This window comes from Microbacterium sp. K2 (assembly GCF_051365005.1).
Taxonomy (GTDB): domain Bacteria; phylum Actinomycetota; class Actinomycetes; order Actinomycetales; family Microbacteriaceae; genus Microbacterium; species Microbacterium foliorum_B.
Genome location: NZ_JBLWII010000007.1, coordinates 93,270 through 117,588 on the forward strand (window position 1 = coordinate 93,270; position 24,319 = coordinate 117,588).

Annotated in this window: 21 protein-coding genes; 18 read left to right on the forward strand and 3 right to left on the reverse strand. The window is 68.0% G+C overall.

Annotated elements, in window-relative coordinates:
* Position 1 precedes the first annotated feature (1 nt).
* Positions 2 to 1,555 carry a dolichyl-phosphate-mannose--protein mannosyltransferase gene (locus ACLKOY_RS17010; RefSeq protein WP_436454678.1) on the reverse strand — a complete coding sequence of 518 codons (1,554 nt, stop codon included), beginning with the start codon at positions 1,553 to 1,555 and terminating at the stop codon, positions 2 to 4.
* 48 nt (positions 1,556 to 1,603) lie between these two features.
* On the opposite strand from ACLKOY_RS17010, the gene rsmI reads away from it, so the two are divergent.
* From rsmI to ACLKOY_RS17025, 3 genes are all read left to right on the forward strand, one after another.
* A complete protein-coding gene (gene rsmI, locus ACLKOY_RS17015) occupies positions 1,604 to 2,422 on the forward strand; it encodes a 16S rRNA (cytidine(1402)-2'-O)-methyltransferase (RefSeq protein ID WP_436454679.1) in 819 nt (272 codons plus the stop codon).
* Complete coding sequence (locus ACLKOY_RS17020; RefSeq protein ID WP_436454680.1) at positions 2,422 to 3,039, forward strand: class I SAM-dependent DNA methyltransferase; 618 nt, start codon at positions 2,422 to 2,424, stop codon at positions 3,037 to 3,039. Before rsmI ends, ACLKOY_RS17020 begins: the two co-directional genes overlap by 1 nt.
* A 160-nt stretch (positions 3,040 to 3,199) precedes the next feature.
* Entirely contained in the window at positions 3,200 to 4,306 is a 1,107-nt protein-coding gene (locus ACLKOY_RS17025; RefSeq protein WP_436454681.1) for a LacI family DNA-binding transcriptional regulator, read from the forward strand.
* A gap of 17 nt (positions 4,307 to 4,323) precedes the next feature.
* Here the strand turns inward: ACLKOY_RS17025 and ACLKOY_RS17030 are convergent, their stop codons facing one another.
* A complete protein-coding gene (locus ACLKOY_RS17030) occupies positions 4,324 to 4,692 on the reverse strand; it encodes a VOC family protein (RefSeq protein ID WP_436454682.1) in 369 nt (122 codons plus the stop codon).
* A 62-nt stretch (positions 4,693 to 4,754) separates the two neighbouring features.
* Here ACLKOY_RS17030 and ACLKOY_RS17035 point away from each other — a divergent pair, with 62 nt between their 5' ends.
* The 9 genes from ACLKOY_RS17035 (at position 4,755) to ACLKOY_RS17075 (ending at position 15,922) form a co-directional block, all read left to right on the forward strand.
* A complete protein-coding gene (locus ACLKOY_RS17035) occupies positions 4,755 to 5,207 on the forward strand; it encodes a MarR family winged helix-turn-helix transcriptional regulator (RefSeq protein WP_436454683.1) in 453 nt (150 codons plus the stop codon).
* A 178-nt stretch (positions 5,208 to 5,385) separates the two neighbouring features.
* Positions 5,386 to 7,050, forward strand: coding sequence for an ABC transporter substrate-binding protein (locus ACLKOY_RS17040; protein WP_258184239.1), 1,665 nt, complete (start codon positions 5,386 to 5,388; stop codon positions 7,048 to 7,050).
* Entirely contained in the window at positions 7,047 to 8,027 is a 981-nt protein-coding gene (locus tag ACLKOY_RS17045; RefSeq protein ID WP_042537382.1) for an ABC transporter permease, read from the forward strand. Before ACLKOY_RS17040 ends, ACLKOY_RS17045 begins: the two co-directional genes overlap by 4 nt.
* Positions 8,024 to 8,938 carry an ABC transporter permease gene (locus ACLKOY_RS17050; RefSeq protein WP_042537384.1) on the forward strand — a complete coding sequence of 305 codons (915 nt, stop codon included), beginning with the start codon at positions 8,024 to 8,026 and terminating at the stop codon, positions 8,936 to 8,938. The genes ACLKOY_RS17045 and ACLKOY_RS17050 overlap by 4 nt, the downstream gene beginning before the upstream one ends.
* 5 nt (positions 8,939 to 8,943) lie before the next feature.
* The gene (locus tag ACLKOY_RS17055) at positions 8,944 to 10,647 is read left to right on the forward strand and encodes an ABC transporter ATP-binding protein (RefSeq protein WP_436454788.1); all 1,704 of its coding nucleotides are present in this window, start codon (positions 8,944 to 8,946) and stop codon (positions 10,645 to 10,647) included.
* 32 nt (positions 10,648 to 10,679) lie between these two features.
* A complete protein-coding gene (locus tag ACLKOY_RS17060) occupies positions 10,680 to 11,849 on the forward strand; it encodes a glycoside hydrolase family 1 protein (protein WP_363575178.1) in 1,170 nt (389 codons plus the stop codon).
* Positions 11,850 to 11,892: 43 nt separating this feature from the next.
* On the forward strand, positions 11,893 to 13,434 hold the full coding sequence (locus ACLKOY_RS17065; RefSeq protein ID WP_436454684.1) for a molybdopterin-dependent oxidoreductase: 1,542 nt from the start codon (positions 11,893 to 11,895) through the stop codon (positions 13,432 to 13,434).
* Positions 13,435 to 13,472: 38 nt separating this feature from the next.
* A complete protein-coding gene (metG, locus tag ACLKOY_RS17070; protein WP_140037611.1) occupies positions 13,473 to 15,050 on the forward strand; it encodes a methionine--tRNA ligase in 1,578 nt (525 codons plus the stop codon).
* A 2-nt stretch (positions 15,051 to 15,052) separates the two neighbouring features.
* Positions 15,053 to 15,922: a TatD family hydrolase gene (locus ACLKOY_RS17075; RefSeq protein WP_436454685.1), complete on the forward strand. Its 870-nt coding sequence runs from the start codon at positions 15,053 to 15,055 to the stop codon at positions 15,920 to 15,922.
* On the opposite strand, the gene ACLKOY_RS17080 is transcribed toward ACLKOY_RS17075, so the two are convergent.
* Positions 15,904 to 17,196: an MFS transporter gene (locus ACLKOY_RS17080; protein ID WP_436454686.1), complete on the reverse strand. Its 1,293-nt coding sequence runs from the start codon at positions 17,194 to 17,196 to the stop codon at positions 15,904 to 15,906. The genes ACLKOY_RS17075 and ACLKOY_RS17080 overlap by 19 nt on opposite strands.
* A gap of 73 nt (positions 17,197 to 17,269) precedes the next feature.
* Between ACLKOY_RS17080 and rsmA the strand changes: the two genes are divergently transcribed.
* From rsmA to mmsB, 6 genes are all read left to right on the forward strand, one after another.
* Complete coding sequence (gene rsmA / locus ACLKOY_RS17085) at positions 17,270 to 18,139, forward strand: 16S rRNA (adenine(1518)-N(6)/adenine(1519)-N(6))-dimethyltransferase RsmA (RefSeq protein ID WP_140037609.1); 870 nt, start codon at positions 17,270 to 17,272, stop codon at positions 18,137 to 18,139.
* A 9-nt stretch (positions 18,140 to 18,148) separates the two neighbouring features.
* Positions 18,149 to 19,216, forward strand: a complete 1,068-nt coding sequence (locus ACLKOY_RS17090) for an aldo/keto reductase (RefSeq protein ID WP_436454687.1) — start codon at positions 18,149 to 18,151, stop codon at positions 19,214 to 19,216.
* Between the two features lie 13 nt (positions 19,217 to 19,229).
* Complete coding sequence (locus ACLKOY_RS17095) at positions 19,230 to 20,162, forward strand: 4-(cytidine 5'-diphospho)-2-C-methyl-D-erythritol kinase (RefSeq protein ID WP_436454688.1); 933 nt, start codon at positions 19,230 to 19,232, stop codon at positions 20,160 to 20,162.
* Positions 20,163 to 20,262: 100 nt separating this feature from the next.
* Entirely contained in the window at positions 20,263 to 21,276 is a 1,014-nt protein-coding gene (locus tag ACLKOY_RS17100; RefSeq protein WP_436454689.1) for a LacI family DNA-binding transcriptional regulator, read from the forward strand.
* Positions 21,277 to 21,431: 155 nt separating this feature from the next.
* Positions 21,432 to 22,952, forward strand: a complete 1,521-nt coding sequence (gene mmsA, locus ACLKOY_RS17105; protein ID WP_308810395.1) for a multiple monosaccharide ABC transporter ATP-binding protein — start codon at positions 21,432 to 21,434, stop codon at positions 22,950 to 22,952.
* A complete protein-coding gene (mmsB, locus tag ACLKOY_RS17110; protein WP_363575194.1) occupies positions 22,949 to 24,304 on the forward strand; it encodes a multiple monosaccharide ABC transporter permease in 1,356 nt (451 codons plus the stop codon). Before mmsA ends, mmsB begins: the two co-directional genes overlap by 4 nt.
* The last annotated feature ends 15 nt before the right edge of the window (positions 24,305 to 24,319 follow it).

The following is a 24,319-nucleotide window of genomic DNA, read 5'->3' on the forward strand; positions in this document are numbered from 1 at the left end:
GTCAGATCCAGCCGGGCAGCCAGTTGTGGAGCAGCCAGAAGTCGTAGGGCACGCTCATACCGGTCCACACCGGGTAGAAGAAGGCCGAGACCAGCAGCACGACGGCGAGGAAGATCATCACCGTGCGCTCACCTGACTGGCGGCGATGCAGCGTGTCGTCCTGTCGCCCGGCGATCTGACGCAGAGCGACCGCGAGCGCGATCACCAGGAACGGCGCCATCGCGACCGTGTAGAACTGGAAGATCGTCCGTTCGGGGAACAGCAGCCACGGGACGTAGGTCGCCGCGAGTCCGACCAGGGGGAACGTGAACGCGCCGCCGACGGGCTTGCGGTCGATCCATCCGCGCACGAACCGGTAGAGCAGGTAGAGAGCCGCGGCGACGCCGGAGTACCAGATGATCGGGTTGGGGATCGTCGAGATCACCGCGATGCAGTGGTCGACGCCGCAGGGCCCGGGGTCGCTGCCCACCCACACCGCCGTGGGCCGCAGCAGCAGCGGCCACTCCCAGGCGGGACTCGCGTAGGGGTGGCCCTTGCTGAGACCGACGTGGAAGTTCAGGATCGCCTCGTGGTAGTTCCACAGCGCGATCAGCGGGTTCGGATCGCTCTGACGGGCATAGCCGCCTGCGGTGACGAGCCACCCCGTCCAGCTGACGAGGTAGGTGGCGAGCGCCGGCAGCACCAGCAGCACGAACGAGACCGGCCCCTGACGGAACGCTGCCGCAGTGGGCCAGAGGACCACGCCCGCGCGGCGTCTCGCGAGAGCATCCGTGACCACGACGTACAGACCGAAGGCGGCCAGCGCGTACAGACCGGACCATTTCACGGCACAGGCCGCGCCCAGCGCGACACCCGCCGCGATCAGCCAGGGGCGCCGCCAGAGCACGGGACCCCACATCGGCTCGGGGGAGTCGGGAGCGGTGCGCTCGAGCAGGGGTATCGACCGGTCGCGGTCGATCAGGATGAACAGCGCGCCGAGCATGAGGAAGAACGTCAGCGGGCCGTCGAGCAGTGCGGTGCGACTCATCACGATGCTGAGGCCGTCGATGGCGAGCAGGGTGCCGGCGACGGTCGCCACCACGATCGACCCGGTCACCCTGCGGGCGACCAGGTAGGTGAGGAGCACGGTGGCCGTGCCCAGTAGGGCCGTCGCGATGCGCCAGCCCACCGTGTTGTCGGGGCCGCCGACGGCCATCCCCAGAGCGATCAGCCACTTGCCGAGGGGCGGATGCACGACGAACGCCCCAGCGTCCGACAGCGGCAGCTGCTGCAGCGTGATGAACGCCTCGTTCGCGTCCTTGCCCCAGGTGCCCTCGTATCCGAGAGTCCACAGCGACCAGGCGTCCTTGACGTAGTAGGTCTCGTCGAAGGCGAGCTGGTGCGGGTGTCCGAGGTTGACCAGGCGCAGCACCGCAGCGAGCGCGGTCACCACGAGCGGCGCGAACCAGCGCATCATGCGCCCCCAGTCGGGATCCCGCAGCACGCGGTCGCGCAGTCGCCCGTAGCGCGTCAGTCGCTGCTCGGGCGGAGGCAGCAGGGGCAGGGGCGCGGTCACCGCACCAGCCTAGACACTCCGGCGAGGGGCGCCGCCTAAGCTGGGCGGGTGATCATCCTCGCCGCAACACCGATCGGAAACCTGGGGGATGTCTCGCGTCGCCTCGTCGAAGTGCTCGAGAACGCAGAGGTCGTCGTCGCCGAGGACACCCGCACCACGCAGAAGCTGTTGCAGGCGCTGCAGATCTCGAACCGTCCGCGGCTGATCGCGCTGCATGATCACAACGAGAAGCAGAAGGCAGCAGAGCTCGCGACCCTCGCCATCGAGACCGACGTCGTCGTCGTGAGCGACGCGGGGATGCCGGCGATCAGCGATCCGGGCTACGGTCTCGTCGCCGAAGCCGTCGCGCAGGGCGTGACCGTGACGGCCATCCCTGGGCCCAGCGCCGTGCTGATGGCCCTCTCGATCTCGGGCCTGCCGACCGATCGCTTCACGTTCGAGGGGTTCCTGCCGCGCAAGCCGGGGGAGCGGCGGTCGACGCTGAGGGCGCTCGCCGCCGAGCCTCGCACCATGGTCTTCTTCGAATCTCCCGCCCGGCTGGCGTCGTCGCTCGCCGACATGGGCGCCGCATTCGGCGACGACCGTCGCATCGCCGTCTGTCGCGAGCTGACCAAGTTCTACGAGGAGGTGCGTCGTGGCACCTCCGCCGAGCTCGTCGAGTGGGCCACGGCGGGCGTCAAGGGCGAGATCGTCGTCGTGGTGGAGGGGGCGCCGCATCGTGAGGCATCTGCGGACGACGCGCTGGCGCAGGTGCAGAGTCTCGTGGCATCCGGTGTGCGCCTGAAGGAGGCCTGCGCCGAGGTCGCCGCGGCCACAGGCCTGTCGTCGCGCGACCTGTATCAGGCAGCGCTCGCCGCTCGCAGCTGATGGTGCAGGGCGCTGACGCCGTGATCGGCTCCGCCTACGACGCGAGGGCCGCGGAGTACGTCGAGCTGGCCGGCTCGATCGAGCAGATGGACGCCCGGGATGCGGCGGTCATCGGAGCCTGGCGAGACGCGACCCCGGGGCGGTTGCTCGATGCCGGCTGCGGGCCCGGCCACTGGACCGAGTTCCTCGGCAGGGGTGGGCGCGAGGCCCGGGGAGTCGACCTGTCGGCGGAGTTCATCACGACCGCGAAGAGCCGGCATCCCGGCATCGCCTTCCAGGTCGGGACGTTCCGCGATCTGCCGCTAGAGGAAGGGGCCGTCGGCGGCATCCTCGCCTGGTACTCGCTGATCCACACGCCTCCGGTCGAGCTGCCCGAGATCTTCGTCGAGTTCGGTCGCGTGCTCGCTCCCGGCGGCAGCATCCTCATCGGGTTCTTCGACGGCGAGCCGCGCGAGCCGTTCGCGCACGCCGTCGCTCCGGCATTCTTCTGGTCTGCCGACGCACTCGCCGAGCTTCTCGCCGATGCAGGCTTCGATCTCGTGTCGAGTGAGACCCGCGGCCGGGAGGAGGGCGAGATCAGCGCCCGGCCCCACGGCTCGCTGGTCGCCGTCCGCTGAACTCGACTCGAAGCCGAGCGCCTCGCAAGTCCGATCGCGCTTCACAGGTCCGGATCCGCGGCATTCGGACTTCGCAGGCGCACATGGCCTGGTGGAGCGCGCAGGCGGTGCTTCGCTTCCCGGGTACCCTGGTGCACACGCGACCCGAGGAGGACCGAGCGTGACCAAGAAGGCGACCGTCTACGACGTCGCAGAGCGCGCCGGAGTGTCGATCGCGACGGTCTCGCGCGTGCTGCGGCAGCCGGATGCGGTGCGCCCTGTGACGCGCGAACGAGTGCTCGACGCGGTCGCAGCCCTCGGCTACGTGCCCAGCGGCAGTGCGCGCGGCCTGGCCGAACGACGCACCGGCGTGCTGGGGCTGTACTTCCCGGGTTTCGACGCCTCGGAGGACGCTCCCGTGCTCGATGTGCTCGCCGAGGATCGGGTCGAGGTGCCGCCGTTCACGGTCGAGCAGGCGTCTGCCGACGCGGGGATGCCGCATCCGACCATGCTCTTCCTCGACGAGGTGCTGCGCGGTGCCGAGCTGGAGGCATGGAAGCAGGGATTCGTGCTCATGATCGGCGTCGGGCGGGGTGACCCCGCTCGCGAGACCGTGCGCGACATCGCCGGTCGGGTCGACGGACTGATGGTGCTGGCGCAGAGCGTGCCGGACGACGTGCTCGCTCGTCTCGCCCAGCGGATCCCCGTGGTCGTGCTCTCGGGCCCGGCTCGGGGCGACAGCTACGACCACGTGACGGTCAGCAACGCCGAGGCGATGTCAGAGCTGACGCGCCTGGTGCTCGCGCAGGCCGACCCTGGCCCGCTGGCGTTCCTCGCCGGCCCCGAGGACTCGCCCGACGGTGCGCAGCGCTGGGAGGGCTTCGCCGCCGCGATAGCCGAGGCGGGCATCGCGACGGATGACGTGACGGTGCTGCGCGGTGACTTCACGCGCGCATCGGGACACCGGGCCGCCGAGCAGCTGATCGCCCGCGGCGCGCCGGCCGCGCTGGTCGCGGCGAACGACCAGATGGCTCTCGGGGCGATCGACGCGTTCCGCTCGGCCGGCATCCGCGTGCCCGATGATGTGCGGGTCACCGGATTCGACGGCATCGAGGCCGCCGCGCTCTCGCGGCCGACCCTGACCACGGTGCGCCAGCCGATGATCGACCTCGGCCGCGCCGCCGTGCAGCTGCTCGCGCGCCGTCTCGAGCAGCCGGAGGCCGATCCGATGACGGTGCGTCTGTCGCTGCAGATCCTCGTCCGCGAGAGCTCGCAGCGCCCCGCCTGAGCGATCTGACGATCCGCTCAGGCGCGATCGTGCAGCGTGATGCGGTAGCCGTCGGGGTCGGCGAAGGTGAACGTGCGGCCGAACGGACCGTCGATCGGTGCCGAGACGATCGGATGCCCTGCGGCGGCGAGAGCGTCGTGGATCGCCTGCACGTCGCTGGCATGCAGCCAGATCGCGGCGCCGATCCCCGGCTGGTCGACGCCGTCGAGGTCGGTGCCAGGGGCGATGTCGCGCAGCGCGAACGCGATGGGTGTGGTCTCGAACACGACCGCATGCGGCGGGCCCGTGGGCGAGCGGACGAGGCCGAGGTACTGCTCGTAGAACGCCTGCGACGCGGCGAGGTCGCGAGTCTGGAGGGAGATGAAGTCGGGTCCGGTGACGGGCATGATGTGCTCTTTCCTTTGATGTCAGTTATCTGACATGGATCAATGTATGTCAGAATACTGACATGAGTCAAGACGCCGGCGGCATCGACCTCGAAACATCGCTCGGATACCTCCTGAAGGAGGCCTCCAGCGCGCTGCGTTCGGCGATGGAGGAGGTGCTGCGTCCGCTCGGCATGACCATCACGCACTACTCATGTCTGGAACTGCTCGCCCAGCGGCCCGGCCTCTCGAACTCCGAGCTGGCCCGCGGTGCATTCGTGACGCGGCAGTCGATGAACGTGCTGCTGCAGGCGCTCGAGCGGGATGGATTCGTCACGAGACCGCCCGCGGCTCCGGTGGGCAAGGCGCTGCCGACGACGCTCACACCGCGGGGGAGGAGCAGTCTCGCGCAGGCCACGGCCGCTGTGCGGTCGGTCGAGGTGCGGATGCTCGCCGGCATGACCGACGACGAGCAAGGTGCTGCGCTCCGGGCGCTGCGGAGCATGGTGCGCTCCCTTCGCGATTCGCCGCGGTAAAGACACGTTTGGCACCGCTCTCATCCCCGCGATGACGGGGAATCCGTCTTCCCCACGAAGCTGTCATGGGGTTGCGCTCGCAAAATGTATGCGCTTACAATCGCTCATGCGGCCTTGGCCGTGGGGCGCCCCGACCCCCGGGACCCCCTTCATGACACAGACGACATGAGGTGGCAGTGTGGCGAAGACGCACATGCTCCGGCGCTGGCGGAGAGCCGCGATCGTGGGACTGGCGGCAGCAGCCGTCGTGCTCAGCGGTTGCAGCATCCAGATCAGTTCGCAGCCCGATCCATCAATCGGCGACGACACGATGCTCATCAATGCGGACAAGGGGAACCCGTTCTTCACGCGGAACTTCAACCCGTATCTCACCAACACGCGCACCGCGTCTCGGTGGATCTACGAGCCTCTGATCCTGGTGAACCCGCTCGACGGAACCGAGAACCCCTGGCTGGCGAGCGAATGGTCGCAGCCCGACGCCCGCACGGTCGTGATGACGATCCGCGACGACGTCGAGTGGAGCGACGGCGAGAAGCTGACGCCCGATGACGTGGCGTTCACGTTCCAGCTGCTCAAGGACAACCCTTCGCTCGACATCAAGGGCGCCTGGCAGCACCTCGAGACCGTCGAGGTCGACGGCAACGACGTGATCATGCACCTCCAGACCGACGACGCCCCGTCCCTGCCGATCCTCGGTCAGACGATGATCGTGCCCGAGCACCTCTGGGCCGATGTCGAGGACCCCGGCACGTATCGCAACGAGAACCCGGTCGGAACCGGCCCGTTCGTGCTCGGCAACTACAACGACCAGCAGTACTCGGTCGACAAGAACCCCGACTACTGGCAGGCCGACAAGATCGAGATCGAGCACATCATCCTGCCGTCCACGAACTCGCAGCTCGACACCGTCACGCGCGGATACGACTGGGCCTACTCGTTCATCTCCGATGTCGAGGGCACCTGGGGTGCGGCCAGCGAGCACAACGCCTGGTGGTTCCCGCCGGGCGGTGTCATCGCGCTGATGCCGAACCTCGAGGTCGCGCCGTTCGACGACGTGAACGTGCGCCGCGGCATCGCCCTCTCGCTCGACCGCGAGGAGATCGCCGAGACCGCCTCCGAGGGCTACATGGAACCCGCGGGGCAGACCGGACTCATCCTCCCCAACCAGGAGGAGTACCTCGACCCGAGCATCCCCGATCAGGGCATGATCACGCAGGACGCGGATGCCGCACTCGCCGCGTTCGCCGAGGCGGGGTACACCCTCGACGGCGACCGCCTCGTGGGCGCCGACGGCAAGCAGCTCGAGTTCGCGCTGACGACCGCCAACGGCTTCTCGGACTGGACCCGCGCGGCACAGACCGTGCAGAGCCAGCTCGCAGACGTCGGCGTCAAGGTGACTCTCAAGCTCCCGCAGCCGGCGGGATATCAGAGCGCCATCAGCAACGGCGACTTCGAGATGGCCATCGGCGGCATGGGCAACGGCAACGTCTACCAGGCGTTCAACAACCTGCTGTCGAGTGAGTTCTACGTGCCGTCCGGCGAACCCACCGCCAACAACTTCGAGCGGTACCGCTCGGATGAGGCGGACGCGCTGCTCGCGGAGTACCGCGAGACCGTCGACCCCGCGCGCCAGACCGAGATCGTGGAGGAGCTGCAGGGCATCGTCTACGACGACCTGCCCGTCATCGGCCTCTACTACGGCGGGATCTGGGGCCTGTTCAACGACTCCAAGTTCACCGGCTGGCCCACAGAGGACGACCCGTACATGATTCCGCAGAACTACGACTCGGCGCCGCTGGGCATCTTCACCCGGCTCGAGCGCGTCAAGGAGGATGACCGATGAAGTACGTCCTCCAGAAGGTCGGGCTGTTCGTCCTCACACTGTGGGCGGCCATCACCCTGAACTTCTTCCTACCGCGTCTGATGCCGGGTTCGCCGGCCGATGCCGCGATCGCGAAGCTCTCGCAGAACGGCCCGGTGTCGGATGCGACGCGGGCCGCGATCGAGGCTCAGCTCGGAGTGCCCACCGGATCGATCTGGGATCAGTACGTGGCCTATCTCGGTCAGGTCGCCCGGCTCGACTTCGGCGTCTCGTACACGTTCTATCCGCAGAGCGTCTCGAGCATGGTCTCGACCGCGCTGCCCTACACGATCGGCCTCGTCGGCATCGTCACGATCCTCGCGTTCGTGATCGGCACCCTGATCGGCACCGCCGCAGCCTGGCGCCGCGGCACCTGGCTCGACAGCCTGCCGACGCTGACCGGATCGTTCCTCAGCACCTTCCCGTATTTCTGGACGGCGCTGCTGCTGCTGTTCTTCTTCGGGTACGTGCTGCACTGGTTCCCGACGACGGGAGCGTACGCGGCGACGACCACGCCAGGGTTCACCTGGGACTTCATCGTCGACCTCGCGCAGCATGCGGTTCTCCCCGCGCTGACGATCCTCTTGACCTCGCTCGGCGGGTGGATCATCGGCATGCGCAACGCGATGATCAACACGCTGGGTGAGGACTACGTGACCTTCGCCGAGGCGAACGGTCTGCACGGTCGCACGATCGCCCTCCGATACGCCGCACGCAACGCGATCCTGCCGAACCTCACCGGCTTCGGGCTCACGCTCGGCGGTGTGGTCGGCGGATCGATCCTCGTGGAGCAGGTGTTCGGGTATCCGGGCATCGGCTATCTGCTCTTCAACGCCGTGATCGGGCAGGACTACCCGCTCATGCAGGCGCTCTTCCTGATGATCACCGTGAGCGTGCTCATCGCCAACTTCCTCGTCGACATCCTGTACGGCGTGCTGGATCCAAGGACCCGCCGATGACCTCCACCATGAATGTCAAGGTTCCCTCCGACCGGATCGCGGCTCCCAGCCCGTGGCGCTCGTTCGCCCGGATGGTGGGCACCCTCTGGTCCAACGGCAAGGCCCGACTGGGCCTCATCATCCTCGGGCTGTTCGTCGTGGTGGCGGTGTTCGCACCGCTGCTCGCCCCATACGGCCCGAAGGTCAACACGTTCGAGCGCAACGCCGATGCGTCGGCCGCGCACTGGCTCGGCACCACCGCCGCGGGTGAGGACGTGCTGAGCCAGCTGATCTACGGCTCGCAGGTCAGTCTGCTCGTGGGCATGGCCGCCGGCATCCTCTCGACGATCGTCGCCGTGCTGATCGGTCTCAGCTGGGGCTACATGCGTGGCTTCCTGGGCGAGGTGGTCGGCTTCATCGTCAACCTCTTCCTCGTGATCCCCGGTCTCCCGCTCATGATCGTGATCGCCGCCTACCTGCAGAACGGCGGCATCCTGATGATCATCGCGGTCATCGTCGTCACCGGATGGGCCTGGGGTGCGCGCGTGCTGCGCAGCCAGACCCAGTCGCTCCGGGGCAACGACTTCGTCACCTCGGCGCAGTTCTCGGGTGACAGTCGGGCGCGCATCGTGTTCCGCGAGATCCTGCCGAACATGACGTCGATCATCGCGGGCACGCTCTTCGGAGCGGCGACCGCGGCGATCCTCGCCGAGGCCGGACTCGAGTTCCTCGGGCTCGGCGACTCCAGCATCGTCAGCTGGGGAACGATGCTCTACTGGGCGCAGAACTCGAACTCCCTGCTCACCGGGCAGTGGCTGCTGCTGTTCGCCCCCGGTCTCTGCATCGCCCTGCTCGCTCTGAGCCTGACACTGATCAACTTCGGCGTGGATGGCATCTCCAATCCGCGCCTGCGAGAGGGGAAGGGCCGATGAGCGCCATGCAACCCGATGACGTCCTGCTCGACGTCCAGGGCCTGTCCGTCGAGTACGCCTCGCCGGGTACGACGCCGGTCACCGCGGTCGAGAACGTGTCGTTCACGCTCCGTCGTGGCGAGTTCGTCGGTCTCGTCGGCGAGTCGGGCTCGGGCAAGTCGACGCTCGGCTTCGCGCTGACGCGGCTGCAGAAGCCGCCCGCACGCATCAGCGACGGGCGGATCCTGTTCGACGGCCGTGACATCCGCGAGCTCGACGCCGAAGAGCTGCGTCGACAGCGTCAGGGCGGGTTCGCGATGGTGCTGCAGTCGGGCATGAACGCGCTGAACCCCGTCCGCACGATCGGCAACCACTTCCGCGACATCTTCGCCGCGCACGGGCATGTGGCCCGCGACGCACGGGATGCGAGGGCGAAGGAGCTGGTCGGCAAGGTGGGTCTCGACCCCCTCGTCCTGTCGCGGTACCCGAGTGAGCTGTCGGGCGGCATGCGCCAGCGTGCCTCCATCGCGCTGGCTCTCTCGCTCGAACCGCAGCTCATGGTGTTCGACGAGCCGACCACCGCGCTCGACGTGCTCGTGCAGCACGCCGTCATGGACACGATCAAGGATCTGCAGCGCTCCGAGCACTTCACCGCGATCCTCATCAGTCACGACCTCGGCATCGTGCTCGAGGCCACCGACCGGGTGATGGTCATGCACGAGGGGCGGATCGTCGAGGACGCTCCGAGCCTCGACATCCTGCACCGTCCTCAGGACGAGTACACGCGGATGCTGCTGAGTCACTACGCCGACCCTCGGGCCGAGTCGATCTCGATCCCCGGGTTCGTCGACCTCGGCACCCGCCGGCGGGAGGGGCAGTCGCGCACCGACCTGACCGAGACCCTGCCGACCGTGTCGCAGCGCGACACCCGCCGGGCGGATGCCGCGATCGTGGTCGAGGGCGTGTCGAAACGCTACCCGGCGCCCCGTCGGGGCGAGCAGCCGGTGACCGCCGTCGACGACGTGTCGTTCCGTCTGGAGCCGGGTGAGGCGCTCGCGCTCGTCGGCGCCTCCGGTTCGGGAAAGTCGACGATCGCGAAGCTCATCACCGGCGTCGAGAAGCAGAGCGAGGGCACCGTGCGCTTCGGCGATGTCGACGTCGCGACGCTCGGTCGCAAGGGACTCCGCGATCTGCGCAAGGACGTGCAGATGGTGTTCCAAGACCCCTATGCCGCGCTGAACCCGCTCCACACGGTGGAGTATGCGCTGAGTCGGCCGATCCGCAACTACACCCCGCTCCGAGGGCAGGAGGCGAGAGCCCGCGTGCTCGAGCTGCTCGAGACGGTGGGGCTGACTCCCGTCGAGCAGTTCGCGGCCAAGCTGCCGCATCAGCTGTCGGGTGGCCAGCGCCAGCGCGTGGTCATCGCCCGGGCGCTCGCGAGCGATCCGCAGGTGCTGATCGCCGACGAGCCCGTGTCGATGCTCGACGTGTCGCTGCGAGCCGGCGTGCTCGCGCTGCTCGAGGATCTGCGCGAACGGTGGGGCATCAGCATGCTCTACATCACGCACGACCTGCTCAGCGCACGTCTCGTCACCGAGAACATCCTCGTGCTCAACAGCGGTCGCGTCGTCGAACGCGGCGAGACCTCTCAGGTCCTTCAGCATCCGGAGGACCCGTACACGGTGCAGCTGCTGGATGCCGTGCCGAACCCGGCACGCGCCGAACGCTGACCGAAGACCATCGCAAGACGAAAGGAGCACTCGTGCTCACATTCCCTGACGGCTTTCTCTGGGGCGCTGCGACCGCAGCCCATCAGGTGGAGGGGAACAACACGACCAGCAACTGGTGGGCCATGGAGCATGCTCCCGGCTCGCCCATGGTGGAGCCCTCGGGCGACGCCGCCGACCACTTCCACCGGTACCCGGAGGACATGCGGCTGCTGGCGGATGCCGGTCTGAACTCGTACCGATTCTCGATGGAGTGGGCCCGCATCGAGCCCGAGCGCGGGTTCGTCTCGCGGGCGATGCTCGACCACTACCGCCGCATGATCGACACGGCGCGCGAGAACGGGCTCGACCCCACGGTGACGCTGATGCACTTCACGGTGCCGCAGTGGTTCCAGAAGGACGGCTTCTGGCGTGCGGACGACGCGGTCGACCTGTTCTCGCGCTACGTCGAGACGGTGCTCCCGATCCTCGAGGGCGTGAAGTACGTCTGCACGATCAACGAGCCGAACATCGCGGCGATGCTGGCCGGGGGAGAGGATGCGGCGAACCTCGTCGCGTTCGGACTGCCGAACCCCGACCTCGCGGTCGCCGACACGCTGCTCGACGCGCACCACCGCGCGAGCGAGATCCTGCACTCCGTCTCGGGTGTGCAGGCCGGATGGACGATCGCCACGCAGGCCTTCCACTCCACCGGAGAGCCCGGTGCAGACGAGATGCTCGCCGAGTACGGCGACCCTCGCGATCACTGGTACCTCGACCAGTCGGCCGGTGACGACTTCGTCGGCGTGCAGGCCTACACCCGCACCTTCATCGGACCCGAGGGGCCGCGGCCGGTGGCCGACGATGTCGAGACGACGCTCACCGGATGGGAGTTCTTCCCCGAGGCGCTCGAGATGGGTGTCCGCAGCGCCTGGGAGCGCAGCGGCGGAGTGCCGGTGCTCGTGACCGAGAACGGCATCGCGACCGCCGACGACACTCGTCGCATCGCCTACACGCAGGGTGCGCTCGAGGGTCTGCACCGGGCCATCTCCGACGGCATCGAGGTCAAGGCGTACCAGCACTGGAGCGCGCTCGACAACTACGAGTGGGCCAGCGGATTCCGTCCGACCTTCGGGCTGATCGGCTTCGACCACGAGACGTTCGAACGCTCGCCGAAGCCGTCGCTCGCATGGCTGGGCGAGGTCGCACGCCGCAACGGGCTCTGAGCCGGACGGCCCCGGGGTCATGCCCCGGGGCTACTCTCGGATCATGACCCACGCAGTCCGCACGAAGCGCGGAGACAGGCTCCGATCGGCGGCCGCCGGGCTGAGCGCGGCGGTCGTCGCGGTCGGCCTGGCGGAGCTGGTCGCGGCGGTCGTCGAACCGAGCGCGAGTCCGTTCGCCGTGATCGGCAGCGGGCTGATCGACCTCGCCCCGAGCTGGGCTAAGGATGCGGCGATCGCACTGTTCGGCACCGGCGACAAAGTCGCTCTCCTCACCGGGATCGCCATCGTGCTGGCCGGGGTGGCGGCGCTCGCCGGCATCCTGGAGTCACGCCGGTCGGGCGTGGGATCCGCGATCCTCGCCGCTCTCGGCGTGCTCGCGCTCGTGGCCGCGATGATCCGTCCGGGGGCGGGGCCGTTCGCGTGGCTTCCCGGTCTCGTCGCGGGGGTGGTCGCGGTCGTCGCGTTGCGGCTGCTCATGCGCAGGGTGCACCCGGTGCCGTATCTCCGCGCCGAGCATGACGAGCGCCGTCAGTTCCTGCTGTGGACGCTCGGTGTCGCCGCCACCGGCGTCGTCGCGCTCGCGGTCGGCAACGCGGCCCGTGGTGTGACCCGGTCGATCGAGGCGGTGCGCGGTGCGCTGCGACTGCCGAAGGCAGCCACCCCGGCCCCGGCAGTGCCGGCCGCCGCGGAACTCGACATCCAGGGGCTTGCGCCCGTCGTCACCCCGAACGCGCAGTTCTACCGCATCGACACCGCGCTGATCGTGCCGCGGATCGACCCCGCCGACTGGTCGCTGCGGATCCACGGGATGGTCGACCGAGAGATCGTCATCACGTGGGACGAGCTGATCGCCCTGCCGATGCAGGAGTCGCATGTGACGCTCGCGTGCGTGTCGAACGAGGTGGGTGGAGACCTGATCGGCAATGCCCTGTGGCTCGGGCATCCGGTCCGCGAGCTGCTCGCCCGGGCGGGCGTCGACCCCGAGGCCGACATGGTGCTGTCGACCTCGTCCGACGGATTCACGGCCTCGACCCCGATCGAGGCTCTCACCGATGACCGCGACGCTCTGCTCGCCGTCGGCATGAACGGCGATCCGCTGCCCATCGAGCACGGCTTCCCGGTGCGCATGGTCGTGCCTGGGCTCTACGGCTATGTCTCGGCGACCAAGTGGGTGACCGATCTCGAGGTCACACGGTTCGACCGAGCCACGGCCTACTGGACCGATCGCGGGTGGTCGGAGCGCGGGCCGATCAAGCTGCAGTCGCGCATCGACGTGCCGCGCCGAGGGATCCGGATCGAGGCGGGAGACGCGGTCATCGCCGGCATGGCATGGCAGCAGCACGTGGGCGTCGAAGGGGTCGAGGTGCGGATCGACGGCGGCCCATGGCGTCGCGCCGAGCTCGCCACCGCCATCTCGGACGACACGTGGGTGCAGTGGCGTCTCGACTGGTCGGCCGAGAGCGGAGCGCACACGATCGAGTGCCGCGCCATCAGCGCGGACGGCGAGACGCAGACCTCCGATCCGGCCGACGTCGTGCCAGACGGAGCTCAGGGGTGGCACCGCATCCAGGTGTCGGTCGCCTGAGCGTAACGACCCCCTGCATCCCACCTAGAATTGTCCCCATGCCCGCAGGCGAATCGTTCTACATCACCACGCCCATCTACTACCCCTCCGATGTGCCTCACATCGGCCACGGGTACACCTCGGTGGCGGTCGACGCGCTCGCCCGCTGGCACCGTCAGGGCGGCGATGACACGTGGATGCTGACGGGCACCGACGAGCACGGCCAGAAGATGCTCCGCGCGGCGGCGGCGAACAACGTCACCCCGCAGGAGTGGGTCGACAAACTCGTCACCGAGGCGTGGTTCCCGCTGCTCGAGACGCTCGACGTCGCGAACGACGACTTCATCCGCACGACGCAGGAGCGCCACGAGACCAACGTGCAGACGTTCTTCCAGCGTCTCTACGACCGCGGTTACATCTACGCGGGTGAGTACGAGGCGCTCTACTGCGTCGGCTGCGAGGAGTTCAAGCCCGAGTCCGAGATCGTCGACGGCACCGGTCCGTTCGAGGGCCTCAAGGTGTGCGCGATCCACTCGAAGCCCCTCGAGCTGCTGCAGGAGAAGAACTACTTCTTCAAGCTCAGCGAGTTCCAGGACCGCCTGCTCGAGCTCTACAAGACCCAGCCCGACTTCGTGCGCCCCGACTCGGCGCGCAACGAGGTCGTCTCCTTCGTGAGCCAGGGACTCAAGGACCTCTCGATCTCGCGGTCGACGTTCGACTGGGGCATCCCGCTGCCCTGGGACGAGTCGCACGTCATCTACGTGTGGGTCGACGCACTGCTCAACTACGCCACGGCCGTCGGCTACGGCTCCGATCAGGAGACGTTCGACCGCCGCTGGCCCGCTTATCACGTGGTCGGCAAAGACATCCTGCGCTTCCACGCGGTGATCTGGCCCGCGCTGCTGATGGCCGCCGGTCTCGACGTGCCCAAGGGCGTCTTCGCGCACGGCTGGCTGCTGGTCGGCGGCGAGAAGATGTCGAAGTCGAAGCTCACCGGCATCGCGCCGACCGAGATCACCGACGTCTTCGGATCCGACGCCTACCGCTACTACTTCCTCTCGGCGATCGCGTTCGGCCAGGACGGCTCGTTCTCGTGGGAAGACCTGTCGGCCCGTTACCAGGCCGAGCTCGCGAACGGCTTCGGCAACCTCGCCTCGCGCACCACGGCGATGATCGAGAAGTACTTCGAGGGCATCGTGCCGCCGCCCGCCGAGTACTCCGAGAAGGATCTCGAGATCCAGAGGATCGTCGCGGATGCCGCCTCGAACGCGGATGCCGCGATCGAGCAGTTCCGCATCGACGAGGCCATCTCGTCGATCTGGACGATCGTCGACGCGCTCAACGGGTACATCACCGAGAACGAGCCGTGGGCGCTGGCCCGCGACGAGGCTCAGCGTGGCCGCCTGGGCACCGTGCTCTACACGTGTGCCGAGGGTCTTCGTGCGCTCGCCGTGCTGCTGTCGCCGGTGATGCCGCAGTCGACCGAGAAGCTCTGGGTCGCCCTCGGCGCCGCCGAGAGCCTCGGGCGTCTGCAGGACCAGCCGATCCGCGAGGCCGGAGCCTGGGGCGTGCTGCGCCCCGGAACCAGCGTCAACGGTCTCAGCCCGCTGTTCCCGCGTGTGGAGTCCAACGCCTGAGCATGACCTACGTGCAGCAGCGAGACGGCGAGGGGCGCAAGAACCTGCGGTATCCGGCGGCCCCCGAGCCGCTCGCCGTGCCCGTCTACGACAACCACGCGCACCTCGAGATCGTCGACGGCGATGAGCCTCTGTCGCTGACCGAACAGCTCGATCGCGCCGCGGCCGTGGGCATCGCAGGAGTCGTGCAGGCGTCGGGCGACATCGAGTCGTCTCGCTGGGCGGTCGAGGCCGCGGAGTCGGACTCCCGTGTGCTCGCTGCTGTCGCGATCCACCCGAACGATGCTCCTGCCTACGCCGAAGAGGGGCGCCTCGATGAGGCCATCGCGGTGATCGATGAGCTCGCGGCGCACCCCCGCACGCGGGCGATCGGCGAGACGGGACTCGACTTCTTCCGCACCGAACCCGAACGCAGAGCGCCGCAGTTCGAGTCCTTCGAGGCGCACATCGCACTCGCCAAGAAGCACGGCATCGCGATGCAGATCCATGATCGCGATGCGCATGACGCGGTGCTCGAGACGCTGACCCGCGTCGGAGCGCCCGAGCGCACGGTCTTCCACTGCTTCTCGGGCGATGACGCGATGGCCCGGATCTGCGCGGATGCCGGCTATCACCTGTCCTTCGCGGGCAACGTCACATTCAAGAACGCACAGAATCTGCGGGATGCGCTGCAGGTGACGCCGCTCGATCGCATCCTGGTCGAGACCGATGCGCCGTTCCTCACGCCCACCCCGCTGCGCGGTCGGCCGAACGCCCCGTATCTCGTGCCGATCACGGTGCGGTTCATGGCCGCCGAGCTCGGCATCGAGGTCGACGAGCTGTCTGCCCGGCTCGCCGCGAACACCCTGCGGGTCTACGGTTCGTTCGACTGAGGCTCGTTCGACTGAATCTCGATCGCCTGCGTGTCGGAGACCGGCTTCGCCGACACGATCTGCGAGATCGGCTTCCACACGAACAGCAGTGTGAGCGCCGCGCCCACGAACGCGAACCACCACGGGGCGGTGAGCCCCCAGAACTGGGCGATCACGCCGCCGAGCGCCTGTCCGATCACCATGCCGCCGAACACGCCGACCATGTTGACCGAGGCGACCCGGCCCTGCAGCTCGGGCGGCACGAGGCGCTGACGCACGGTCGTCGAGATCGTGCCCCAGATGAACGCGTAGGCGCCGAAGACGAACATGATCACGAGCGCGACCCACCCGGTGCTGGTGAGCGCGAAGGCGAGGTGCATCAGCACTTCGAGAGACAGCACGACGCGCATGAGCGTGGCGAACGACACGTGCCGCTCGAGCCACCCGAAGCACAACGTGGCGAGGATGCCGCCGGCCGCCGATGCGGTCGTCAGCACTCCATAGCCGACGGCTCCCATGTTGAGGTGCTCGGTGGCGTAGAGCACGAGCACGCCCCACGGGGCCGCCCAGGTCACGTTGAACACCAGGATGATGAGCACCAGCATCCGCACCGGCGGGTTCTGCCACAGCCAGCGCAGCCCCTCGGCGATGTCGGTGTGCACGTGCGTCTTCGCGGCGTCGCCCGTCGCTCGAGGAGGCACGGGCGTGCGGGCCATGCGCGAGATCAGCACGACCGCGAGGAGCACGCAGACGACCTCGAGCAGGAAGGGCCATGCCGTACCCGCTGCGAAGAGGAAGGCACCCAGGGGTGGGCCCGCGAACTGGTTGGCGACCAGATACCCGGCCTGCAGGCGCGCGTTGCCGATGCCGAGATCCGCCGGCTTCACGAGCATCGGCAGCAGAGTGCTGCCGGCCGTGTCGACGAAGACCTCTGCCGTGCCGTAGAGGAAGGCCACGGCGAGCACGATCCAGATGTTCGCCGTGCCGGTGAGCAGGAATGCGCAGAGACCCGCGAGCACCACAGCTCGCGCGGCGTTGGCGAACATCACCAGCCGCCGGCGGTCGAACCGGTCGGCGATCGCTCCGGCGTGCAGGCCGAACAGCAGCCACGGAAGAAACTGCATGATGGCGCCGGCCGCGACGAGGATCGGCGACGACGTCATCGACGCGATGAGCAGGGGAGCGGCTGCGAGAGCGACACCGTCTCCGACGTTGCTCGTCCACGACGATGCGAGCAGCCAGCGGAAATCCCTGCCCATCCGACGAGGCGCGATCAGTTCACCGAGGGAAGGCACCACAGAAGACTACTGGGCGGGTCGGACACCGGTGGCGGCGTCGAATGCAGAGGCAGTGGGGGACAATGGAGCAATGACAGTCACCCTGCTCGGCGCCACCGAGATCCGCCGCCTCGCCGCCGAGCTCGACGTCACCCCGACCAAGAAGCTCGGACAGAACTTCGTCGTCGACGCCAACACCGTGCGCAAGATCGTGCACGCCGCCCGCGTCCAGCCGGGCGAGCGCGTCGTCGAGGTGGGGCCGGGGCTCGGGTCGCTCACCCTCGCGATCCTCGAGACCGGGGCGTCCGTCACCGCCGTCGAGATCGATCACCGGCTCGCGGCCCGTCTGCCCCAGACTGCAGAAGAGCACGGTGTGCCCGCCGACATGCTCACGGTCGTCGACGCCGATGCGCTGCGCATCACCGAGCTGCCCGGCGAGCCCACCGTGCTCGTCGCGAACCTCCCCTACAACGTCTCCGTCCCGGTGCTGCTGCACTTCCTCGAGAACTTCTCGTACCTCCAGCGCGGCGTCGTGATGGTGCAGGCCGAGGTCGCCGAGCGCATCGCAGCCAAGCCCGGCTCGAAGATCTACGGCTCGCCGAGCGTCAAAGCCGCCTGGTACGGCGAATGGAAGCTCTCGGGCACCGTGTCGCGTCAGGTCTTCTGGCCCGTGCCCAACGTCGACAGCCTTCTCGTCGGCTTCGACCGCTCGGAGGGCGAGCGCGGCACCGAGGACGAACGTCGACTCACCTTCAAGATCGTGGATGCCGCCTTCAACCAGCGGCGCAAGATGCTGCGTCAGGCGCTGTCGGGTCTCTTCGGCAGCTCCGCCGCAGCATCCGACATCCTGATCGCGGCAGGCGTCGCGCCGACCGCTCGTGGCGAAGATCTCACGGTCGACGACTATCACCGTGTTGCGCGACACGTCGCTCAGATCGAAGACGCCGCCGTCACCGGCTAACCTGGCACGGTGACCGAGTCCCCCCGCTTCCGTCCGAACGTCCCTGAGCTCCACCGGCCGTACGCCGCCGATGAGAGCCGCTATCAGCAGTTCGAGTACCGCCAGGTCGGCACCTCGGGGCTCTACCTGCCGCCCATCTCGCTGGGCCTGTGGTGGAACTTCGGCGACAACATCCCGCTCGACAACCAGCGCGCACTGCTGCGCCACGCGTTCGACCGCGGCATCACGCACTTCGACCTCGCGAACAACTACGGTCCGCCGTACGGCTCGGCCGAGAAGAACTTCGGCCGCATCTTCGCCGAGGACTTCCGCCCCTACCGCGATGAGCTGATCATCTCGTCGAAGGCCGGCTGGGACATGTGGCCGGGGCCGTACGGCGACCTCGGAAGCCGCAAGTACATCCTCGCGAGCGCAGAGCAGTCGCTGACGCGCATGGGCCTCGACCACGTCGACATCTTCTACTCGCACCGCGCAGACCCGGTGACTCCGGTGGCCGAGACCATCGGCGCACTCGACACGCTCGTGCGTCAGGGCAAGGCCCTCTATGTGGGCATCTCGTCGTACAGCGCCGAGCGCACGGCCGAGGCCGTCGCCGTCGCCTCCGAGCTCGGCACTCCGCTCGTCATCCATCAGCCGGCCTATTCGATCCTCAACCGCTGGGTCGAAGACGGGCTCACCGAGAAGCTCGAGCAGTCCGGTGTCGGCGCGATCGCCTTCACCCCGCTCGCGCAGGGGCTCCTCACCGACAAGTACCTCGGTGACGGCACCGCCGCGCGCGCGCAGAAGCGCGGGTCGCTGCCGGATGCTCCGCTGTCGGATGATGCTCTGCGGACGCTCCGTTCACTCAACGCCATCGCCGAGCAGCGCGGGCAGTCGCTGGCGCAGATGGCGATCCAGTGGACGCTGCGCAACCCGGTGGTCGCCTCCGCCCTGGTCGGGGCGTCGCGCCCCGAGCAGCTCGACGAGAACATCGCCGCCGTCAACGGCCCGGCGTTCACGGCCGACGAGCTCAGCCGCATCGACGAGGCGGCCGGCGCCATCGACGTCGACCTGTGGGCGTCGTCCACGGAGCTGTGACGGGAGCACCGAGATGAGCTTCGCCGCCCCCGTCGACTCCGTGCATGTGCGCGCGCCAGGCAAGATCAACGTCTACCTCGGCGTGGGCGGCCGTCATGACGACGGGTACCACGCGCTGGCGACCGTGTTCCAGGCGGTGTCGCTCTATGAGGACGTGATAGCCCGGCACGCCGACGACTTCTCGATCACGGTGTCCGGGGTCGACGACCCCGACACGGTGCCGTTGGACGATCGCAACCTCGCGATGCGGGCGGCCAAGCTGCTCGCGACCGCAGCCGAGTACGACGGCGGGGTCGCACTCGAGATCCGCAAGAGCGTGCCGGTCGCCGGGGGCATGGGAGGTGGATCGGCGGATGCCGCCGCTGCGCTCGTGGCCTGCGATGCGCTGTGGGGCACCGGGTTCTCGACGGCCCGCCTGCACGATCTCGCGGCCCGCCTCGGTGCGGATGTGCCGTTCGCGTTGCACGGCGGAACCGCCGTGGGTACCGGTCGAGGAGATCAGCTCAATCCGGCACTGGCGAGGGGGCGCTTCGACTGGGTGCTCGTCCCGAGCGACGAGGGGCTCTCGACGCCGGTCGTCTATGCGCGGCTCGATGCTCTGCGCGATGCCGAAGGTGCGCTCGCCGACGATCCGCCGATGTCGCTCGAGGTTCCGGCGCCCGTGCTGCAGGCGCTGCGCTCGGGGGACCCGGATCTGCTGTCCGAGAGCATCTACAACGACCTGCAGGAGGCTGCTCTGCATGAGCGGCCGGAGCTCGAGACCACGATCCTGCGCGGCATCCACGCCGGTGCCCTCCAGGGGATCGTGTCCGGTTCAGGGCCCACCATCGCACTCCTCTGCGGGAGCCCCGAGGGCGCGCAGGAGGTCCAGTCGCTGCTGCGCGAGCACGGGCTCGAGTCGCTGCACGTGCACGGCCCGGTGCCGGGCGCGCGCATCCTCGCCTGACACGCCCCGCCCGCGTCCTCGCGTCGGCGAGGTGCGCTCGGCGCGCCTGGCATACATAATGAAGTGACGATGTGACCGTGCACATACAAGGAGGTCTGTGATGTCGACTGCCTCCGACCGTGCCCGGATGCCGAGCATCCGAGACGTCGCCCGACTCGCAGGGGTGTCGCACCAGACCGTCTCCCGGGTGCTGAACGATCACGCGAGCATCCGTCCCGAGACGAAGGCCAAGGTCCTCGACGCCATCGCGGTGCTCGACTATCGCCCCAATCTCGCGGCGCGGGCGCTGGTGACCAGCAAGTCCAACATGCTGGGCATCCTGTCGGCGACCGTGGGGGAGTTCGGACCCACCTCCTCGATCGTCGGCATCGAGGATGCCGCGCGTGAGGAGGGGTACTCGGTCTCGACCCTGAACCTCTCGGCCACGACGCCGGAGGCGATCGGCAACGCTCTGCGCCAGCTGGCGCGCGAGCAGGTCGACGGCATCGTGGTGCTGGCCCCGCAGGTGCGGGCTTTCCATGTGCTCAAGGGCATGGCGGTCGAGATGCCGTTCGTGTCGCTGCAGACCGCCTCGGGCTCCGACGGCGTGACCCTGTCGGCCGACCAGGTCGCGGGAGCACGCACCGCCACCGAGCACCTGATCGGACTCGGCCACAGCGACATCATCCACATCGCCGGGCCCCAGGACTGGATCGAGGCCGAGTCGCGCATGCGCGGATACCTGGATGCTCTGCGCGAAGCCGATCTTCCGACCTTCCCGCCGATCCGCGGCGACTGGACGGCGGACTTCGGCTACTTCGCGGGGCAGGAGCTGTCGCGACGTCGTGATTTCACGGCTGTGTTCGTCGCGAACGACCAGATGGCGATCGGTCTGCTGCACGGCTTCCGGGATGCCGGCGTCCGCGTGCCCGAGGACGTGAGTGTCGTCGGCTTCGACGACATCCCCGTGGCTGCCCACGTCGCGCCGACTCTGAGCACCGTGCATCAGGACTTCCCCGAGCTCGGGCGTCGGGCTGTGCGGATCCTGCTCGCTCAGATCCGAGGGGAGCAGGTGCCTCAGTTCGGGCCGCTCCAGACCACCCTGCGCACGAGAGAGTCGTCGGCACCTCGATAGAGCCACAATTTGGCTCGTGGTCTTGACAGCGTCTCGGCGAGCGTAGACTATGTAATCCAATGTGAACGGTCACATCGAAGGTGACCGCCCGTCGCGAGGAAGATCTTGTGAGCACCACAGCAACGTTGCCGGTCGTGTCAGGCCCCATCCTGGAGATGCGCAGCATCACCAAGGAGTTCCCGGGTGTCAAGGCGCTGTCCGACGTGTCCATCACCGTCCGCGCCGGGGAGATCCACGCGATCTGCGGCGAGAACGGTGCCGGGAAGTCGACCCTGATGAAGGTCCTCTCCGGCGTGTACCCCTACGGCACGTATGAGGGGGACATCCTGCTCTACGGCGAGGAGCAGCGCTACCGCGACATCGCGGCGAGCGAGCAGGCGGGAATCGCGATCATCCACCAGGAACTCGCGCTGATCCCCGAGCTCTCGATCACCGAGAACATCTTCCTCGGCAACGAGATCCGCCACTTCGGCAAGATCGACTGGCGCGCACAGCGCCAGCGCACGGTCGAGCTGCTGGCCCGTGTCGGCCTGCGCGAAGACCCCGACGTCGCCGTCAAGACTCTCGGTGTGGGCAAGCAGCAGCTGATCGAGATCGCCAAGGCCCTCAACAAGGACGTCAAGCTCCTCATCCTCGACGAGCCCACCGCCGCCCTCAACGAGAACGACTCGCAGCACCTGCTCGATCTCATCCTGGGCCTCAAGGCCAAGGGCATCGCGTCGATCATGATCAGTCACAAGCTCAACGAGATCGAGCAGATCGCCGACGAGATCACGATCATCCGCGACGGTCGCACGGTCGAGACGCTCGACATCTCGCGCGGCGAGATCAACGAAGACAGGATCATCCGCGGGATGGTCGGACGCTCGCTCGAGAGCCGCTACCCCGACCGCACCCCCGAGATCGGCGAGGTCTTCTTCGAGGTCAAGGACTGGTGGGTGCAGCACCCGACCGTCTCCGAGCGCATGGTCGTCAAGGGATCGAACCTCAACGTCCGCCGCGGTGAGGTCGTCGGCATCGCCGGCCTGATGGGCGCGGGGCGCACCGAGTTCATGATGAGCATCTTCGGGCGCTCGTACGGCAACTTCCAGGGCGGACAGATCGTCAAGGACGGCCGCGAGATCTCGATCCCGGACGTCTCCTCCGCCATCAAGCACGGGCTCGCCTACGTCAGCGAGGACCGCAAGGTGCTCGGCCTCAACCTGCTCGACACGATCAAGCGGTCGGTCGTGGCGGCCAAGCTGTCGAAGATCTCGAAGCGCGGCGTCGTCGACGAGCGCGAGGAGTACTCGGTCGCCGAGCGCTACCGCAAGGCGCTGCGCATCAAGACGCCCAGCGTCGAAGAGGGCGTCGGCAAGCTCTCGGGAGGAAACCAGCAGAAGGTCGTGCTGGCGCGGTGGATGTTCACCGACCCCGACCTGCTGATCCTCGACGAGCCCACCCGCGGCATCGACGTGGGGGCGAAGTACGAGATCTACGCGATCATCAACGAGCTCGCCTCGCAGGGCAAGGGCGTCATCGTCATCTCCAGCGAGCTGCCCGAGCTGCTCGGCATCTCCGACCGCATCTACACAGTCTTCGAAGGTCGGGTCACCGACTGCATCCCGGCCGACCAGGCGACACCCGAGGCCCTCATGCGCAGCATGACCTCCGCGACTCAGAAAGCATCAGCATGACCACCGACCTCACGACAACGAAGCGTGGCTTCCACTTCGGCGACATCCGCAAGATGTTCGGAAGCAACGGCACCTCGTCACTGCGCCAGTTCGGCATCCTGGGCAGCCTCATCGTCATCATCGCCCTCTTCGAGATCCTCACGCTGCTGCGCAACGGACCGAACGGTGCGACGCTGACGTCGGGCAACCTGATCAACGTCATCAACCAGTACTCGTTCATCCTGATCCTCGCGATCGGCATGGTGATGGTCATCATCATGGGGCACATCGACCTGTCGGTCGGCTCGGTGGCGGCCTTCACCGGCATCATCGTCGCGAAGTCGATGGCCGACTGGAACCTCCCTTGGCCGGCGGCGATCCTGCTCGGTCTCGGCGTGGGCGCCCTCGTGGGTGCCTGGCAGGGGTTCTGGGTGGCGTATGTCGGGGTGCCCGCGTTCATCGTGACGCTCGCCGGCATGCTCTTCTTCCGCGGTGCGCAGCAGTGGATCGGTGACGCTCAGACGATTCCGGTGCCCAAGGGCTTCCAGGTGATCGGCACCGGCTACCTGCCTGAGGTCGGGCTGCCTCTCGACTTCAACGTGCCGACCATGCTCCTCGCCCTGGTCGCCGTGGCGTGGCTGGTCTTCTGGGAGATCCGCACCCGTCGTCAGCAGCACAAGATGGGCTCCGACAGTGCGCCTCTGTGGGTCAGCGTGGTCAAGGTCGTGCTGCTCTCGGTCGTCGTCCTCGCCGCTGCGTGGATGTTCGCGACCGGTCGCCCCGGCACGAGCTTCCCGGTTCCGGGTCTGATCCTGCTCGCCCTGGTCATCATCTACTCGTTCATCACGCGGAACACCGTGTTCGGCCGTCACATCTACGCGGTGGGTGGCAACCGGCAGGCCGCACGCCTCTCGGGTGTCAAGGACCGCTGGGTCGACTTCTTCGTCATGATGAACATGTCGATGATGGCCGCTCTCGCCGGCATGATCTTCGTCGCCCGTTCGCAGGCATCCGGACCCAACGACGGCACGGGCTGGGAGCTCGACGCCATCGCATCCGTGTTCATCGGTGGCGCCGCCGTCGCCGGTGGCATCGGAACCGTGATCGGTTCGATCATCGGTGGTCTGGTCATGGCCTTCCTCAACAACGGTCTCGCTCTGCTCGGTCAGGGCGCCGACGTCGTCTCGATGATCAAGGGCCTCGTGCTCCTGCTCGCGGTCGGCATCGACGTCTGGAACAAGCAGCAGGGCCGCCCGTCGCTCATCGGTTTCATGATGCGTCGCTCGAACCGTCAGGTGGATCCGGCGACCGAGACCTTCGAACCCAACAGGACTTACCAAGCCCCTCCCGTCGACAAGACAAGGGCCGAGTAAGCGGAATCTCCGCGC